This is a genomic window from Hirschia maritima DSM 19733, assembly GCF_000378345.1.
In the GTDB taxonomy this organism is placed as follows: domain Bacteria; phylum Pseudomonadota; class Alphaproteobacteria; order Caulobacterales; family Hyphomonadaceae; genus Hirschia; species Hirschia maritima.
Genome location: NZ_KB899544.1, coordinates 511,002 through 527,633, shown reverse-complemented (window position 1 = coordinate 527,633; position 16,632 = coordinate 511,002). Strand labels below are relative to the sequence as shown.

The window sequence follows — 16,632 nt, the reverse complement described above, 5'->3', positions numbered from 1 at the left end:
TTGCTCCCTCACACTGCTTCAGCTTGTCCGTTGTATTCATTGCGCTGCTCATTCAGATCACTCTCATACGCAATAAATTCGAATTCCACGCCACATGGCAGATGATAATAAACGCTTTTTCTGTAGTCACTATCACTTGAAACCAAATGCGGCTCAAAGCCTGCTGCTGAAACACGTTTCAAAAGATCGTCAGCGTTTCGAATTTCAAATCCAATATGCGCTAGCCCCGGAGAATGTCCTGCTAAATCACGGGCTTCCCCTTCTGCATTGTCATTCAAAGTAATGTAATAATCGTCAGATCCGAAATGCACCCACTTACGTGGCTTGCCAGACCAACTGCTTTCTCCTCGGCCACGAACCTTCCAGTCAGGGAATGCCGCTATAAGAAATTTCAGTGTTGGTTCTATATCTTCTACGACCAAATTTACGTGCTCTAGTCTTATCATGTCTCTATTCCCAATGTTATTTTTGAAAGTATTTTCTTTATTTAATGCAAAACCTTTACTTTATAAAGAAATTCCTTTTATAAATATCAATGATGACTTCTGACGCCTCCCCTTCGAATTCTGACAAAGACAGCGCAGCTAAGAAAGCTCGCGCTACCCGCAATGCTATAATCGACTCCCTCAAACGAGACGGTCCTCAAAATGCAAACGAATTGGCAAAGCGAAGAAAGCTAACGCCAATGGCGGTCAGATTGCACCTCTACGATCTTCATGAGGAAGGCCTAATAGATTTCACGACTGAACCAGCAAAACGAGGACGCCCCAAGAAAATCTGGTCTTTAACTTCAGCCTCAAACCGTATTTTTCCAGATGCTCATCAGGGTTTAGCGATCGAAATGATCGCCTCCATGACATCTCTATTTGGAGAGGAAGGGTTGCAAAAAGTCGTCGATAAACACGCCGACAACCAAAAGTTACGTTATAGTTCGGCATTGAACGCAGTTAGCCTAGACAACATAAAAACAAGACTTGAAACGCTCGTTCAACTTAGAACAGATGAAGGATATATGGCTTCATTGGATCAGGATAATGATGGTTTCCTTTTCATCGAAAACCACTGCCCCATTTGCTCGGCTGCCACTTCTTGCCAACGTCTTTGCAGTAATGAACTAAATGTGTTCCAGGATCTATTTAAAACCATCGCAACGGTTGAACGCCAAGATCATATTCTATCTGGTGCGCGTAGATGTGCGTACCGCGTCACACCGCTAATTTAACCTGAAATATGAGCAGCGATCTGCCGAGTCATGGCCGCACGCCTATGCTCAAATAAATACAACCCCTGCCACGTGCCCAAAACCAACTCACCTTCCATGATTGGAATAGAAATAGAAGTCGGTAAAAGTGCTGATTTTATGTGAGCGGGCATATCATCAGGACCTTCTTGTGTATGAGTCAGCCAATTCATTGATGGATGCCGGCCATCGGGGATCAATTTGGAGAGAAATTTATCAAGATCATACTGTACGCTGGGATCAGCGTTTTCTTGAATGAGGATAGAACAAGACGTATGACGCACGAACAACGTTAAGAGTCCTGATTCTATACTGTTTTTAGAAACAAACCGTCTCACTCCATCGGTGAATTCGTATAGACCTTGACCGCGCGTTTCTACAGAAAATATTCGCTGATTACTCATGCTATTTATCGTTTTGTAAAATATACGTGACCAAAAATTAACCTTTAAAGGTCTTGTACAATTTCATTAACCAAATCATCCTTTAATTGCAAAGAATAAAATAGACCCGCAAGAATGGTCGTTTTAATGGAGGAAAACATGGTTACGCGAATTAGTGGATTTGCGTTCGCCCTGTGCTTTTGGATAGCGCTAGGAACTGCTGCATTGGTGCACGTAAACACTCCCTCAGATACATCCGTTACATCTAAAAGCCTCAACACCGCACACCAAAATGGCAAATAAAAAAGGCCACACATCGTGCGGCCTTTAATATAATTGTTTTCCAGAATCTCTATTTAGATTCATTCACCATAATAACTTTACGATGCGGGAATGGTATTTCGATCCCTGCACTATCAAGTGCTTTCTTCATTTGCTCCGGCACTGAGTAAAGAACATCAAAATAGTTTTCGCCTTTACAGAATGGTCTCACCCGGAAATCTACCGAGCTTTCATTGAGCGTTTCCACTTCCACAAATGGAGCCGGGTCAGACAACACATTTGCGTTTGCAGCAAGCACACCATCAATCACTTTACGTGCTGCATCAGTATTCTCACCGTAAGCCACTGACACCACCATATCTACTCCACGAATTTCATGGTGAGAATGGTTGATGATCTGCTCGCCCCAAACCTGACTGTTTGGAATAATGATCTGCTGATTGTCAAACGTTTGAAGAATAGTTGTGAAGAGATCAATCTCCGTAACGTTTCCAAAACGCCCTGCCGCATCGATAAAGTCACCAACTTTATACGGACGGAAGATCATAAGCATAACCCCTGCCGCGAGGTTTGACATTGCACCTTGAAGTGCAAGACCAACAGCAAGACCAGCAGCACCAAGCAAAGCAACAATAGATGTTGTTTCAACTCCAAATCTGTTCAGCACAGCGATGATGACAAACGCCATAATCACATAGCGAACAACACTTCCAAGGAATTTGAAAAGAGTGTTGTCTAATTTTTCATGCTTTTCACCCAGTCCGCGTACAAACTTACTAACAGCACCGGCAATCCACATACCAATAATTAGGATCACAATCGCTAAAAGAATGTTCGTCGCGCTACCGATTACACCCGGCAGATACTGATTGATATCCAGTTTTTCTAAATACTCTTGCATATATAAGCCCCAGCCTATGAAAATTAATTTTGACTCCTTCTAAAACTAAGGAGGTCGCGTGAACTTTAACACAACACCACGTTTATCTGAGGTTCATAAAAAAGAGGGAAGCATTGTGCCTCCCTCTTCTAGCATTCAAAATCGAGCTTATTTCTATTCCGCAGGCTCGTTATGTTCCGCTCCTTGTTCCTTCAGCCACAATGCAAGCCCCTTGTGACCTCTTCTTCTAGCTTCACTTAGCGCGGATCTATATTGCTCTTTAGGCGGCTTGGCTCCTGTTGGCACCGTCAAGGAAATATCAGCACCAACAGACAACAAGTACTCAACCATGGCACGATCCCCCTGCTGCGCTGCTCCAACCAGCGGCGTCTCGTCGTAGAGCACAAACCCATTTGGATCAGCACCCGCTTCAACCAACATCTTCGCAGTCTTCACGCTACCACTCATTGCCGCCGCTATAAGCGGGTTTCCATCGCGGGGTGCAGCTAGGTGAGCCTCACCACCAGCTCTCAAAAGCATGGATACAATCTCATCATCACCACGTCGTGCAGCTGAAATCAAAGGCGAACCATCTCCAGGCACAATCAGATTTGGATCTGCTCCATTTTCCAGCAAAACCCGAACCAATGGAACACGTCTTGAACTAGCTGCCGAAATTAATGGCGAACCATCACCAGCAACCATCAAATTTGGGTCAGCGCCCGCTTCTAGCAACGCTTCTACTACGTCAACTTTTTTGGCTCGCACGGCTGCAATGAGAGGTGTGCCATCCCCAACAAAGATAGCATTCGCATTGGCGTCATTTTGCAAAGCACGATGGACGTCTTTTAAATTCCCTCTTTTGGCAGCACGAAACAGTGTGTGATCTGCACTACTGACATGATCAAAGTCATCCGCTTCAATAAACTCACGAAGGCTAGACAATTCTCTTAGCTCTTCAAGAACTCCCAATTTTTCTAATTCTTGAAGTTTCTTTAGCTTTTCAAGTCCCTCGAGGTCCTTCAGCTTTTTAAGGGCATTCAATCCTTCCAGACTTTCTAATTTTTCTAGACTTTTCAGCTCCTGAAGACCTTCCAAATTCTCAAGGCCTTCTAGAAACTCCAAGTCCTCACCATTAATCCATATCCCATCATCATCAATAATAATTGGGTGTTCTTCTTCGGCAATTGCTACGCCCATGCGCGGGGTCATGGAGAATGCGGCCACAAAAACAACTGGCAAAATGAACGGCAAACTTAAGAACGCAGGACGACTTTTCTTAGCACTAGGTTCGGCAAGCAACCGTACACGATCTGCAATCCCATTTCCATTTGCCGCTGCTACGAGCGCTGGAGAAGATTGAACATAAGACCTTGCAGTGTCCAAAAGTGCTTTGGCCAAGTTTAGCGGCTCACCAGTAATCACTGCCGCTTGATTATCACAGAGTTTTTCACGGGCATCTGCAATAATGTTTTTCAAGGGCACCAAAGCCAAATTCCACCAGAAAACGATTGTAATTAAACGCTGCACAAGCGCCATCAAATTATCTTTTCTATTGGAATGGGCAATCTCATGCTCAAGCACGGGACGTGCAAATTTATCAAAGACAAAATCTTCAGGCACAAGGATTTTCTCTTTCCAATACCCAACCAACATAGGTGTTGAAATTTCAGATGAGGTTCTGATTTCTAAATCACGAGATAAGCTCAGATCTTGTGTATATCGCGCAACATTTGAACGTGACACCAAATTTTGAAGGTCCCAAAAATCTCTTGCCAGCTTCAATGAGGCCAAAACACCTCCGACTAGCCAAACATATCCCAACCATTTAAAAACACTGGATAATTCAAAAGATGAATTCATTCCAGATACTGGCTCCACTCCGCTTGAAACACTTGATTGTGGAACGAACTCCTTTATCGCTCCCACTTCTCCACTATCTCTTTCCACAACAGCCGACTCAACATGCTGTGCTGTCTGAGATGGCATCAATGCTAAAACGAAAATAAACGGCACAATAAGATAGACCGACAAACAGACGTCGTGACGTTCTTGAACATAGCGCTTGGGCAGGTATTTATTCATCGCCAAGACAAGAAGCGACAAAGGAATACTCGCAAGAAGAACTATCAGCCCCGCTTGCAGAAAAACACTATTCGTCATTTTTCTTCTCCATTTTTTCTGATGCAGTTAGCAATTCGCTTCTCAAAGCTTCTATGTCTTCGAGAGAGAGTTTTTCATCTTCCACCAAGTGCTGCGCCAGTGTTTTTGCTGACCCACCAAAAAGCGATGATAAAATTGAACCCAATGCCTTCTTCTGAGCACGTTCCTTGGTGAGCTCTGCCTTGTAAATGTGGGCGCGCCCTTCTTTTCTAAAAGAGACATAGCCTTTGTCTGCCATTATACCGACCGTTGTCAGCACAGTGGTGTAAGCCAATGAGTGTTCTTGTTCCAAAGCTGAAGTTATAGACTTCACGCTAGCTTCACCTTGCTGCCAAAGAACTTCTATTATCCTTTGTTCAGCTTCAGTTAGCTGTGGAGATTGAGGTCTAGCCATCTACGAATTCCTTAGTTGATATATTTGCATATAACGATCAATCAAGAAAATTTGTCAACTATGTAATTAGTTTGAAGAGGCGATATACACATCAAATTATTGAATTTAAACATTTTTATATTTCACGCATAAATTTTAGAATCCACAGAAAACAATATTTTTCTCGGTAAATTGTCACAAAACGCAAACCTCATTCGTCTTGTAGATGAACAGACAAAATGAAAAGGTTTTAAATCATGTCGCACGATCCAATCCGTTTTGATATCCAATTACCCGATCTACTTCAGCACCTGGCAAACACGCACCCCATCATCAACGAAACAGGCATAGACACGAAATTCCAACACCTCATCTGGCTTCGCGCTTCGCAAATAAACGGATGCGGCTATTGCGTAAAAATGCACACAAGCGAAGCTCGCAAAGATGGAGAAACAAATGCGCGCCTAGACCACCTAGCCGCTTGGCACAGTGTGGATGACTTCACTCCGGCGGAAAAAGCTGTTTTGGCGTGGACAGAAGCTCTAACCAATTTATCATATAGTCAGGACAGAGCCCCCTTAGTGTCTGAGCTCCGTAAACACTATTCGGAAAAAGAGATTGCAGCTCAAACCATCACAATCGCAATGATAAATTTATGGAACAGAATACAGATCGCAAACCATTAAAAGACAGACTTGAAAGCTGATGTCTGGCAGCAAAAAGGCGAGACTTATCGGTACCTTCTGGGATGTTAGACGGATAACCAAAACCAGTTTCAGCCAAATCACACATCAACAAAAAAAGCCCAGCATCTCTGCTGGGCTCTTCCTATTTCAATTTCAAACTGGACTTAGGTATCCAAGAAACTTCTCAACTTACGAGAGCGGCTTGGATGTTTCAGTTTGCGGAGCGCTTTGGCTTCGATCTGACGGATACGTTCACGTGTCACCGAGAATTGCTGACCGACTTCTTCAAGTGTGTGGTCCGTGTTCATCCCGATACCAAAACGCATACGCAGCACACGCTCTTCACGCGGCGTTAGTGAGGCTAGCACGCGTGTTGTTGTTTCACGCAAGTTTGACTGGATCGCAGCATCCACTGGCAGAAGCGCCATTTTGTCTTCGATGAAGTCACCAAGGTTTGAATCTTCATCATCCCCGATCGGTGTTTCCAATGAGATTGGCTCTTTCGCGATTTTGAGAACCTTACGGATTTTCTCAAGCGGCAAGCCAAGCTTCTCAGCCAATTCTTCCGGCGTTGGCTCGCGACCAATTTCGTGAAGCATTTGACGCTGTGTGCGGACGATTTTGTTGATCGTCTCGATCATGTGCACAGGGATACGGATTGTACGGGCCTGGTCCGCGATAGAGCGCGTGATCGCCTGACGAATCCACCACGTAGCGTATGTCGAGAATTTATAACCACGGCGATATTCAAATTTATCAACCGCTTTCATCAAACCGATATTACCCTCTTGGATCAAATCCAAGAATTGCAAACCACGGTTTGTGTACTTCTTAGCGATGGAGATCACGAGGCGAAGGTTGGCTTCCACCATCTCCTTCTTAGCAACACGTGCTTCACGTTCACCTTTTTGAACTGTCGCCACAATGCGGCGGAAGTCTTCAATCGGTACGCCCATTTCTTGAGAAAGGTTTGAGATATCAGCACGCATTTCAGCAATCTTATTGCTTTCAGCTGCCACAAACTTTTTCCACTTGGCAGAAATCTGCTCAACTCGCTCAGCCCAATCAGGCTCAAGCTCTGTTCCGAAATAATTATCCAAGAATGATTTACGCGGCACGCCATGCGCATCCGCCAAACGCATTAATCCACCTTCAAGCCCCATAAGACGTTTGTTAATAGCGTAAAGCTGCTCAACGAGTGTTTCAATACGCGCATTGTTCAGGTGAAGTTTCTTCAAATCGTCGATAATATCGTTTTGAAGGCGCAAATATTCTTCAGAATCTTTTGGAGAAAGCTCTTTACCTTCCAAATGACGTGTAACGAGTTTTTCCTGCAAGCGACGGTAAGCTTGGAACTCAGACGCCACACTATCAAGAATTTCTGTAACGCCTTCACGAAGTTCTGCTTCCATAGCAGACATCGACATTGCGCCGCCATCGTCGAAATCATCATCGTCATCTGCCGCAGGGTCTGTCCCCTCAGGAAGACCTTCCGTGATACGCTTTTGCTTAGCAATTTCGTCTTGCTTGGCTTTTTCCTCAGCAGCGATCTGCTCAGGCGTTTTCTCAATCGGCTCACCTTTTTCTAAGGCAACAGCTGCCGCAGAATTATCTGGCACACCACCGTTCGCCGCAGCATAAGTCGCTTCAAGATCAATAATGTCGCGTAGCAATACGCGTTCATCTTCAAGCTCTTGACGCCACACCATGATCGCTTCAAATGTCAACGGGCTTTCACAAAGCCCACGGATCATTGCATCACGGCCAGCCTCGATACGCTTGGCAATCGCAATCTCACCCTCACGCGAGAGCAATTCCACTGTTCCCATCTCACGCAGATACATGCGCACAGGGTCGTCAGTACGGTCATAACGATCTGAACGACCGCTTGTCGTCGCAGCCGTAGATTTGGCTTTTGCTACTGCACTGCCAGTTTCAGGTGCCGCTTCTTCACTTTCAGCTTCTTCTTCTGAATCAACAACGTTGATCCCCATCTCATTCAAAGCAGACATAATGTCTTCAATTTGATCAGGGTTTACTTCATCCGATGGAAGAACCTTATTCAATTCATCATGCGTAATGAAGCCACGCGCTTTTGCAGCAGCGATAAACTTCTTTACACTTGCATTTGATAAATCAAGCACTGGGCCATCTTGGCCTTCAGTTACTTCTTCATTATCGGCTTTTGTTTTGGTCATACAAATCTCCCGCCTTTCAATCCGGCTCGCCCAAGCCGAATTTGGCAAATCAATCCTGTGAGCTGCTCGTGGTAATATCGTCGATCGGTTCTTGTGACTTCGCTTTCAATGCCTGTCTTTCCGCCACTAGTCTCTTTCGACGCGCCCATTCCGCTTTATGTTCCTCGACTCCGTTAGCTGAGGCGAACGCATTCTTCTCGCTCTCCGCCTCGTCTTTCAGAGCCGCAACAGTTGGGAAACGCTCCAGTGCAGCGAGCCATTCACGCCCTATCGCTGAGGATGGGTCTATGGGCTCCTGATTAGGATACTCTTCGAGCAGTTTCGCAGAACTTGTGCGGCCAAGACTCCGTAAATGGGCTGCAATTGCGTCGCGGTCAACCTTTTCTCCGAATTCTTGTACGTCTAAAGCAGCATTTCTTAGTGCTAAAACGTCTTCATCACGAAAATCAGCCATTGCGAGCATCTCTTTTGCCTCTTCCATCAGCGTATAGCTATCAATAGCGCGAACGATCATTCCAAGCCCCGCTCGGCCCGTTAAGCCCTTAGTATCCGCCAATTTGATAACCGGCCCCTGAGGAAAACCTCTCCCCTTGAATTTTGAATTGGGGTTGCGATCCCAGTTGTTTTGACGACGCGGAGGTTGTTTTGCTTGTCTCTGTTCGCGGAAATATTGATATCGACGATCTTTTAGCTCGCGAACATATGCGCCGCGGACTTGCTCATTCGCAATTGATGCTACTGCTTCATCAAGTCTAGCTTCAAAACCGGCACGACGTTCTGGCGTGTCTAATGCCTCTTTATTGAGTTCTCGTTCCCACAAAAGATCCACCAATGGACGCGCATTGCGAAGTAGATCGCGTAATCCTTGTTCACCATTATCTGTTTTAAGAAGGTCGTCAGGATCGAGCCCTTCTGGCAAAATCGTCACATAAACCGATTTTCCGGGTTCCAACATTGGCAATGCTAAATCCACAGCACGTAATGCCGCTTTTTGACCTGCTTCATCACCATCAAAACACATGATTGGCTCGGGACCTACTCGCCAGAGCATTTTCAGTTGTTCTTCCGTTAATGCAGTCCCCATTGGCGCAACAGCTGTCGAAAAGCCGTGCTCCGCCATGGCTATAACATCCATATACCCTTCTGTTACGACCAATCCGCGTGCAAATGGGTCACCATCGCTCGTCGTGCGTGACAATTTGTAAATTGCATCCCGTGCACGTCCGTAATTGTAAATCACCGAAGATTTATGGAATAATGGTGTCTCGGAGGAATTCACATATTTTGGAATTCCCTTTTCTTTAAGCACATGAGCAGGATCTAACGCGCGACCTCCTAAAGCTATTGGACGCCCAGTCGGGTCTAAAATCGGAAATATAATCCGGTGACGAAAAGCATCATAAGGCGGCTTCGATTCATTTTTCGATGGACGCACCAGTCCAATTTCAAGAAGTTCTTTGGCTGTTGCACCAAGTTTGATCAAATGATCGTGCAATGTCTGCCACCCTTCCGGGGCATAACCGATGCGGTGCCGTTTCCAAGCTTTCTCCTTTAAACCACGCTTTTGAATTAAATAATTTCGCGCTTCATCACCAACCGGTTCTCGTAATTGTTCCTCATAAAATGAAACAGCTGCCTCCATGAGTTCAAACAAGGATTTGCGTTTGGTGGCTTGTTTTTTTTCGGCTTTGTTTTCAGTCGGCATGTCCATGCCAGCCAAACCTACGAGTTTTTCAACCGCTTCCTGAAAACTCAACCCTTCAGTTTCCTGAACGAAGGAAATTATATCGCCTGAATTTTGGGTCGAGAAACATCGATAAGATCGCTTATCATCATCGACATAAAACGAAGGCGTTTTTTCATCTTTAAACGGAGAAAGACCTTTGAAATTCTTTCCCGAACGCACAAGCTTAACTTTGCGTCCGACATACCCAGATATTGGTAGTCGATCTTTTAATTCATCAATAAAAGCTTCAGAAAACCGCATCACACCCCAATGGATAACATCCTAATGCAATATAAGCACTAGGTTAGCGTCAAAAATTAACCAAAAAAATTAGAGTTAGATTAAAGCAACAATTTCTTCACTGCAGATTTAGCTGCTGCGGATTCAATACGGTCTGGAAAACGCGCTTTTAATTCAGAAACACATTTACCCATATCTTTAAGGCATTCAGCCTCTAACTCGTGCACAACCTGTTGAGCTGCCAATTCAATCTCATTTTTATTGAGACATTTTGGAAGAAACTCATTCAATGTCTCAGCTTCTTCGCGTTCTTGTTCTGCAAGTTCTATTTTACCTGCTTCATCATATTCGGTGGCTGCGGCTTCACGTTGCGCGATCATATGACGGAGAATGGATGCAATTTCTGTTTCTTCACAGCTGTTACACTCATCCTTCTTTTTCGCTTTGATATCGCGATCGCGAATAGCACATAATGCTAGCCGCAAAGTTGCAGCTCTCAGCTCAACGCCTTCAGTTTCGGCTTTGTGCAATTCACTCTTTAACGTTTCGCGAAGGCTCATACGAACACCTTCATCGACGTCTGATAGTATAGCAAGTGACATCTAATCGTTAGTCCCACTTAGGAATTAGTCCGTTTTCATCACCAAATATGAAGGTTTTAAGTAGAGTCATCTTGACTGATAATCCTTCAACTCTCTATTCACGTGCGAAAAGCGTCGTGAGTCAATGGTTATGAACACGCTGTAATAAAACAAGAAGGCGCGCTCTTATGCCCAATCAGGTTGCCAATCAAGACCCTAATACAAAGTTTAATTCTGATGAGCTTTCTAAAAATGGCTCAAAAAGTCCCGAAAAAGCGACTGGTGCAATAGCATTGGCCGACGGAACCATCGTTTATGGACGCGGCTCAGGCGCGACAGGGATTGCTGTGGGTGAACTATGCTTCAACACTGCAATCACCGGATATCAAGAAATTCTAACTGACCCCTCCTATTGCGATCAGATAGTCATGTTCACATTTCCCCATGTTGGAAATGTTGGTGCAAACGAAGATGATAATGAAGAGAGCAGCGATAATGCAACATCGGCAGCCCGCGGTGCTGTATTTCGTGCTCACCCTACACCTCCTGCAAACTGGCGCTCCAAAGATCATCTTGGTGCATGGCTTCGCAAGAAAGGCATTGTCGGAATTTCCGGCGTGGACACACGCGCTCTGACTAAACGTATTCGCGAAGGTGGAATGCAGAAAGTCGCAATCGCCCACGCAGCTGACGGTCAAATCGACAAAGACGCCCTTTTGGAAACAGCACGAGCATGGAGCGGCGTTGAAGGATCAGACCTTGCGAAGACTGTAACTTCTGAAGAACGCTTTGAATCCAAAGAGGCTCTGTGGGACATCGCAGATGGCTATTCAAACAATGAAAATGCCAAATATCATGTTGTTGTTGTAGATTTCGGCGTGAAGAAAAACATTCTGCGTAATCTAGCTGATGTTGGTGCACGCGCCACAGTTGTTCCTGCTACAACTTCAGCTGACGACATCCTTGCTCTAAATCCTGACGGTATCGTTTTATCAAACGGACCAGGTGATCCAGCAGCGACTGGCGAATACGCAGCTCCAACCATCAAAGCTCTGATTGAATCTGGCAAACCAATCCTTGGAATTTGTCTAGGCCACCAAATGCTGGCCCTGAGCCTTGGCGCAAAAACCAAGAAAATGGCCCAAGGTCACCACGGTGCGAACCACCCTGTAAAAGACCTTGAAACAGGAAAAGTTGAGATCGTATCAATGAATCACGGTTTCACAGTGGATCCAGATTCACTGCCTGAAGGTGTCGAGCAATCTCATATTTCATTGTTCGATGGCACAAATTCAGGGTTACGCGTTGTCGGCAAGCCTATCATTTCAGTGCAGCACCACCCGGAAGCCAGCCCAGGCCCACAAGATTCATTCTATCTGTTTGAGCGTTTTGCCGAACTAATGAATTAATCCGTGTGCTGATTATATTTTGATGTGAAGGTTTTATGGCATCCGTCAAAAGGCCTTGCGATGGTTTGAATTCAATGTCATTGCGTAAACAAAACAGAGGTTTCATCGCCTCTGTTTTTCGTTGCGTATAAATATTATGGGCTAATGTCATGGAATTATTGGGTGTTAATATTTGGGCAATCGTGGGATTTGCATTTGCCGCCTACGCTGTTGTCGGAAACGATGCTCTCCAAACACTGGGTACATTCATTAATTCCAACCGACGCATGCCTTGGTGGATACTTTATCTATTTGCCGTCGCCATTTTGATAGCCAGCTTTTATTATGGCTGGGTCGTCAATGGAGGTGATGTTTCATATGGCAGGCTGGACAACACTAATAAGTTCCCGGTGTTCGAGGTCCAATGGTATCACACTCTACCGCCCCTTGTTCTCCTAATCCTTACGCGCATCGGTATCCCCGTCTCAACAACCTTCATGGTGTTGGCCACATTTGCGACCATGGCAGGTATGCAATCCATGCTGACAAAGTCCCTTATGGGATACGCGGTTGCATTCGCCACAGGTGGGCTAATTTACGCAGCACTCGCACCGACACTTGAACGCTGGTTCCTAAAAACGGCAGAAACACAACACAATATAGGCTGGGTAATTCTACAATGGATGACAACTGGTTATCTATGGTGGATGTGGCTTGTGCAGGATTTCGCGAACATCTTTGTGTATCTGCCAAGAAACATTCCCGAGATGAATGCCGCGGGCGAAATGATTGGCCGTGAAGAAAACCTGACCATGCTCGGCGCGACAGCTGGATTAGCGCTTATCTCTCTATTCCTTTTGATCACCTTCATGAACCGCGGTGGTCCGGTGCAGAAGATCCTTCTTACAAAAACAAGCGTGACGGACATCCGTTCCGCAACGGTTATCGACTTCATCTACGCGACGCTATTGTTTGTGTTCTCAGGACAGCTTGAATTCCTTGGGATCGACAAAGTGCCAATGTCAACCACATGGGTCTTCCTTGGGTTGATTGCGGGTCGTGAATTTTCAATCGCAACGATTGATAAAGTCCGCTCCACGGGTGCTACGGCAAAGATTGTAGGTATGGACTTAGCCAAAGCGACTATGGGTATCGTGATCTCAGTTGCCCTCGCCCTCTCAATGCCATATCTGGCCGAAAAGTTTACGCCGTCAGCAGATAAAACGGCTGTAGACACGGTAACAGAAGCGGCTAATTAAACTCGATGTAGTTCAAATTAAAAATACTCCTATCTCACTTCGGTATGTGAGATGGGGATATGTTACACTTTCACCTAGAACGTATTGGTGTGAACGGTTTCTCCGCAATTTGCTGAACATGGCAAAATTCGCCATTTGCGGACAGTGCGCTTAATTGACTTTGCACCTCAGTTCTACAAATAATCTTTGGAATTTATTCGGTTATGTCTGTTTATAAGTATGTAAAAGGAGGTCCTTTTGAGCTTTTGGGGGGAATTTAGCTGGCCAGAATTTGTATCTGTGTTTCCAACATATATAGCAGCAGCTGGTGCAACTGTTGCGGCATACATTGCGATCATTTCGTTACGAAAAGCTAGAGATGAAGCTGCAGAGAGAGATGCTCTAAATAGCCTATTCTCTGAAGTTCAATCTGAACATTGGCAAGAAAGGCGCGCGCGGTTCTTCTCGTTAAAAGAGAGCCTAAATGATGGCAGAATGGATGGAAAACTGTTTATTCAAAAAAGGTTGCAGCGGGGACAAGATACACAATTCGATGAGCAGCTAAATGCTTTTCACTCGGTTCTGAATAGCTATGAAGTGATGGCCATAGGGATATCTACTGGGGCTTATTCAGAAGCAACGTTTAAAGAATATTTTGGCCCTATTCTGGTTCGAGATTGGCAATCCATTTCTTCCTTAGTCGAAGAGATTAGAAAGATCGAAGACAAAACTACCTACGCAAATGCAGAATGGCTAGCCGAACGATGGTCAATCAATACAGAAGAACACACCAAATCAAATTCACAAGTAAAGTAAAAATTGCCAATGCCTCATTAGGGCCAAACCCTTGCTCGCTACCTCGCCGGAAGTGCCCCACACTTTTCTTCGTAAAGCTTGATGTATTCCGGCATGACTTCGACGAAGGCTTGGGCGCGTTTTTCTGGATCGGGGTGAGTTGATAGCGCCTCAGGTTGGCGTTTGCCTCCACCTAATTGCGCCATACGGCCCCATAATAATGGTGCTTCACGTGGATCATAACAAGCGCGCGTGAGAAGCTCTAACCCTATCATATCTGCTTCGCTTTCATGCGCACGGGAGAATGGCTTCATCACACCGACATCTGCCCCCATGCCAAAAGCACCCATGACAGCGCGCTGCGCACCAGCGCCCATGTCTCCAACAGTTGCCCCAACAGCCATCTGACCAAACTGCATCATCTTGGCTTGAGACATACGCTCTGCCCCGTGGCGCGCTAATGCGTGTCCAATTTCATGCCCCATTATTGTGGCAATACCATCTTCATTCGCCGCTGTTTCCAGTATTCCCGTATAGAAAGCCACTTTCCCTCCCGGAAGACAGAATGCGTTTGGCACATTGGAATGAATGACCTTAAATTCCCATTGGAATTTGTCAGCTAGTGTTCCCCATGACGGCACGTTCCCCTGCGTTTTCCCAAGCCCTATAACGGGTGCGCCCTCACGCTCCCATTCAATAGCGGCTTGAGCGATATCACGACCGATCTTCTGGATGATGTCTACGATTTCACGCTCGTTCATCCCACAAGAGCGTGAGCGATCGCTACACAAAACGGGTTCAGATTGCATGATCTGCATGTAGGATTGATCACCAAGAGCAACTTCCTGCTCTACAGACATAGTCACCATCTGCTTGCGACCAGCAATTCCAGTTTTTTGGTTGGAAAACCAATAAAATGCCAACCCAACAATCACCAATCCGATAATAGGAAGACGGCCACCGATCAGCCCAAGCAAACCGCCGCCACGACGACGCCCACGTGAATATGCTGGTATACGCATGCCAATCCCCTATATTTTAAAGGCTACCCATCAGTCGGCCCACAACATAGACCACACTTGCCCTAATGAAAAACCTTTCTTGGCAGTTAAACAGAAAATCTTATTTATAAATCTCGCATTGCGTCGTCTGGAGCGCCCCGTATAAAGGGTGTCGATTAAACAATCGAACGAGAAAAACATGACGGCGACACCATCTGATCCAGACAATCATCAGGCAAATGCACCTATTCCTTTCAAGGTGCAAATTATTCCTGTCACACCATTACAGCAAAACTGCTCGCTGATATTTGATGAAACTTCCAAAGAAGCTGTGTTTGTTGATCCCGGTGGAGATGCCGAGCAATTGGAAGCAGCTCTCAAGCATTTTGGTCTAAAACTCACCAAAATCTGGCTAACTCACGGCCACCTCGATCATGCCGGAGCAGCTCAAATTCTAAAAGAAAAATGGAATGTGGACATTGAAGGTCCACACGAGGACGACCAATGGCTGTTGGACGATATTGAAGCCCAAGGAGCCAAATACGGCATCACAGATGGCCGCAACACCAAATCAGATCGCTACCTCACAGATGGCGATACTTTAGAATTTGCGGGACACACATTTGGAGTTGTTCATTGCCCCGGACACACACCTGGGCATGTCGTAATCTATCAAGATCAAGCAAAATTAGCTTTTGTGGGTGATGTATTGTTTCAAGGTTCTATCGGCCGAACGGATTTTCCACGGGGAAATCATGCTGACCTCATCGCATCCATCACACAAAAACTTTGGCCATTGGGAAATGAAATGCGCTTCGTACCAGGGCACGGCCAAATGAGCACGTTTGGGCAGGAAAGGCAGACAAACCCATATGTAGCCGATTCTGTTGTCGCAAAAAGCTAATCAAGCTGCCTCTTCGCGTCGCTCTTCACCATTGTACTTTATGTTCTGGAGGCGACGCCGGCATGGGCCAAAATAATTTTCCGTGCGCACAAATGCGCGGTTGCGATTGACCGAATGCGCAAGCTGTTTCCATAAATCTATTCCAGTAAACGGCAACGCCATCACACCATCAACGCCACATTGAATACCTTCTCTCACCACTCTTCGTGATGGGGTCGAAGTCATCAGCAAAACCGTTGCATAAGGATTGGAAGCATCTGATTCCGAGCGAATTGTTTCCAACAAAGGAGCCATCGCCTGCCCTGGCGAGTGATTGATAATAATTATATCACGGTAATTATGCTGAATTGCATCTTTGAGAGTTTTCAAATCACCCACAGATTCAATTCGCTTTACACCAAACGAATCAAGCGCTGTGCGCTCTAAATGAACTAGATGCTTGTGCTGGCTATAGATCAGCACATCAATGGCATTTAAATTTGTTATGCGCACTATCGAATCTCCCTAGCCCGCAAACACAAAACTATCGCTTAAAAAATCAACGACTGGTCGAA

The 16,632-nt window shown here is 45.5% G+C and carries 17 protein-coding genes; 7 read left to right on the top strand and 10 right to left on the bottom strand.

All coding sequences use genetic code 11. The features are described 5' to 3' along the window. Window positions 1–8: 8 nt before the first annotated feature. Window positions 9–446 (bottom strand): VOC family protein, encoded by a 438-nt coding sequence (locus F551_RS0102405; protein ID WP_018995883.1) that lies wholly within the window; start codon window positions 444–446, stop codon window positions 9–11. An 89-nt stretch (window positions 447–535) separates the two neighbouring features. Here F551_RS0102405 and F551_RS0102400 point away from each other — a divergent pair, with 89 nt between their 5' ends. Next, window positions 536–1,222, top strand: coding sequence for a helix-turn-helix transcriptional regulator (locus tag F551_RS0102400; RefSeq protein WP_018995882.1), 687 nt, complete (start codon window positions 536–538; stop codon window positions 1,220–1,222). Here the strand turns inward: F551_RS0102400 and F551_RS0102395 are convergent. Next, window positions 1,219–1,644: a secondary thiamine-phosphate synthase enzyme YjbQ gene (locus F551_RS0102395; RefSeq protein WP_018995881.1), complete on the bottom strand. Its 426-nt coding sequence runs from the start codon at window positions 1,642–1,644 to the stop codon at window positions 1,219–1,221. The two genes, F551_RS0102400 and F551_RS0102395, sit on opposite strands and share 4 nt — an antisense overlap. A 138-nt stretch (window positions 1,645–1,782) precedes the next feature. Here F551_RS0102395 and F551_RS17350 point away from each other — a divergent pair, with 138 nt between their 5' ends. Beyond that, entirely contained in the window at window positions 1,783–1,926 is a 144-nt protein-coding gene (locus tag F551_RS17350) for a hypothetical protein (protein WP_155825733.1), read from the top strand. Window positions 1,927–1,975: 49 nt separating this feature from the next. On the opposite strand, the gene F551_RS0102385 is transcribed toward F551_RS17350, so the two are convergent. The 3 genes from F551_RS0102385 to F551_RS0102375 form a co-directional block, all read right to left on the bottom strand. After that, window positions 1,976–2,806, bottom strand: a complete 831-nt coding sequence (locus tag F551_RS0102385) for a mechanosensitive ion channel family protein (protein WP_018995879.1) — start codon at window positions 2,804–2,806, stop codon at window positions 1,976–1,978. A 153-nt stretch (window positions 2,807–2,959) separates the two neighbouring features. After that, window positions 2,960–4,948, bottom strand: a complete 1,989-nt coding sequence (locus F551_RS17020; protein WP_018995878.1) for an ankyrin repeat domain-containing protein — start codon at window positions 4,946–4,948, stop codon at window positions 2,960–2,962. Further along, on the bottom strand, window positions 4,938–5,342 hold the full coding sequence (locus F551_RS0102375) for a BlaI/MecI/CopY family transcriptional regulator (RefSeq protein ID WP_018995877.1): 405 nt from the start codon (window positions 5,340–5,342) through the stop codon (window positions 4,938–4,940). Before F551_RS0102375 ends, F551_RS17020 begins: the two co-directional genes overlap by 11 nt. Before the next feature lie 236 nt (window positions 5,343–5,578). Between F551_RS0102375 and F551_RS0102370 the strand changes: the two genes are divergently transcribed. Continuing rightward, entirely contained in the window at window positions 5,579–6,007 is a 429-nt protein-coding gene (locus F551_RS0102370; protein WP_018995876.1) for a carboxymuconolactone decarboxylase family protein, read from the top strand. A 164-nt stretch (window positions 6,008–6,171) separates the two neighbouring features. Here the strand turns inward: F551_RS0102370 and rpoD are convergent, their stop codons facing one another. The 3 genes from rpoD to F551_RS0102355 all read right to left on the bottom strand — a co-directional run bounded on the left by rpoD (window position 6,172) and on the right by F551_RS0102355 (window position 10,773). Next, window positions 6,172–8,205 carry an RNA polymerase sigma factor RpoD gene (rpoD, locus tag F551_RS0102365; protein WP_018995875.1) on the bottom strand — a complete coding sequence of 678 codons (2,034 nt, stop codon included), beginning with the start codon at window positions 8,203–8,205 and terminating at the stop codon, window positions 6,172–6,174. Between the two features lie 49 nt (window positions 8,206–8,254). Further along, window positions 8,255–10,192: a DNA primase gene (gene dnaG / locus F551_RS0102360; protein WP_018995874.1), complete on the bottom strand. Its 1,938-nt coding sequence runs from the start codon at window positions 10,190–10,192 to the stop codon at window positions 8,255–8,257. 80 nt (window positions 10,193–10,272) lie between these two features. Continuing rightward, window positions 10,273–10,773: a GatB/YqeY domain-containing protein gene (locus tag F551_RS0102355; protein ID WP_018995873.1), complete on the bottom strand. Its 501-nt coding sequence runs from the start codon at window positions 10,771–10,773 to the stop codon at window positions 10,273–10,275. Between the two features lie 167 nt (window positions 10,774–10,940). On the opposite strand from F551_RS0102355, the gene carA reads away from it, so the two are divergent. The 3 genes from carA (at window position 10,941) to F551_RS0102340 (ending at window position 14,194) form a co-directional block, all read left to right on the top strand. Beyond that, window positions 10,941–12,161 carry a glutamine-hydrolyzing carbamoyl-phosphate synthase small subunit gene (gene carA, locus F551_RS0102350; protein WP_018995872.1) on the top strand — a complete coding sequence of 407 codons (1,221 nt, stop codon included), beginning with the start codon at window positions 10,941–10,943 and terminating at the stop codon, window positions 12,159–12,161. A 149-nt stretch (window positions 12,162–12,310) separates the two neighbouring features. Then, entirely contained in the window at window positions 12,311–13,399 is a 1,089-nt protein-coding gene (locus tag F551_RS0102345) for a hypothetical protein (protein WP_018995871.1), read from the top strand. Between the two features lie 237 nt (window positions 13,400–13,636). Next, entirely contained in the window at window positions 13,637–14,194 is a 558-nt protein-coding gene (locus tag F551_RS0102340; RefSeq protein WP_026296608.1) for a DUF4760 domain-containing protein, read from the top strand. Window positions 14,195–14,232: 38 nt separating this feature from the next. On the opposite strand, the gene F551_RS0102335 is transcribed toward F551_RS0102340, so the two are convergent. Then, a complete protein-coding gene (locus tag F551_RS0102335; protein WP_018995869.1) occupies window positions 14,233–15,195 on the bottom strand; it encodes a M48 family metallopeptidase in 963 nt (320 codons plus the stop codon). A 178-nt stretch (window positions 15,196–15,373) separates the two neighbouring features. On the opposite strand from F551_RS0102335, the gene F551_RS0102330 reads away from it, so the two are divergent. Then, the gene (locus F551_RS0102330; RefSeq protein ID WP_018995868.1) at window positions 15,374–16,078 is read left to right on the top strand and encodes an MBL fold metallo-hydrolase; all 705 of its coding nucleotides are present in this window, start codon (window positions 15,374–15,376) and stop codon (window positions 16,076–16,078) included. Here F551_RS0102330 and F551_RS0102325 read toward each other — a convergent pair whose 3' ends face one another. Next, on the bottom strand, window positions 16,079–16,570 hold the full coding sequence (locus F551_RS0102325) for a response regulator (protein WP_018995867.1): 492 nt from the start codon (window positions 16,568–16,570) through the stop codon (window positions 16,079–16,081). It lies immediately after the preceding gene. Between the last annotated feature and the right edge of the window lie 62 nt (window positions 16,571–16,632).

Coding starts and splice junctions, on each gene's coding strand:
- F551_RS0102405 (WP_018995883.1), bottom strand. CDS start 446: ATGATAAGACTAGAGCACGTAAATTTGGTCGTAGAAGATATAGAACCA.
- F551_RS0102400 (WP_018995882.1), top strand. CDS start 536: ATGATGACTTCTGACGCCTCCCCTTCGAATTCTGACAAAGACAGCGCA.
- F551_RS0102395 (WP_018995881.1), bottom strand. CDS start 1,644: ATGAGTAATCAGCGAATATTTTCTGTAGAAACGCGCGGTCAAGGTCTA.
- F551_RS17350 (WP_155825733.1), top strand. CDS start 1,783: ATGGTTACGCGAATTAGTGGATTTGCGTTCGCCCTGTGCTTTTGGATA.
- F551_RS0102385 (WP_018995879.1), bottom strand. CDS start 2,806: ATGCAAGAGTATTTAGAAAAACTGGATATCAATCAGTATCTGCCGGGT.
- F551_RS17020 (WP_018995878.1), bottom strand. CDS start 4,948: ATGACGAATAGTGTTTTTCTGCAAGCGGGGCTGATAGTTCTTCTTGCG.
- F551_RS0102375 (WP_018995877.1), bottom strand. CDS start 5,342: ATGGCTAGACCTCAATCTCCACAGCTAACTGAAGCTGAACAAAGGATA.
- F551_RS0102370 (WP_018995876.1), top strand. CDS start 5,579: ATGTCGCACGATCCAATCCGTTTTGATATCCAATTACCCGATCTACTT.
- rpoD (WP_018995875.1), bottom strand. CDS start 8,205: ATGACCAAAACAAAAGCCGATAATGAAGAAGTAACTGAAGGCCAAGAT.
- dnaG (WP_018995874.1), bottom strand. CDS start 10,192: ATGCGGTTTTCTGAAGCTTTTATTGATGAATTAAAAGATCGACTACCA.
- F551_RS0102355 (WP_018995873.1), bottom strand. CDS start 10,773: ATGTCACTTGCTATACTATCAGACGTCGATGAAGGTGTTCGTATGAGC.
- carA (WP_018995872.1), top strand. CDS start 10,941: ATGCCCAATCAGGTTGCCAATCAAGACCCTAATACAAAGTTTAATTCT.
- F551_RS0102345 (WP_018995871.1), top strand. CDS start 12,311: ATGGAATTATTGGGTGTTAATATTTGGGCAATCGTGGGATTTGCATTT.
- F551_RS0102335 (WP_018995869.1), bottom strand. CDS start 15,195: ATGCGTATACCAGCATATTCACGTGGGCGTCGTCGTGGCGGCGGTTTG.
- F551_RS0102330 (WP_018995868.1), top strand. CDS start 15,374: ATGACGGCGACACCATCTGATCCAGACAATCATCAGGCAAATGCACCT.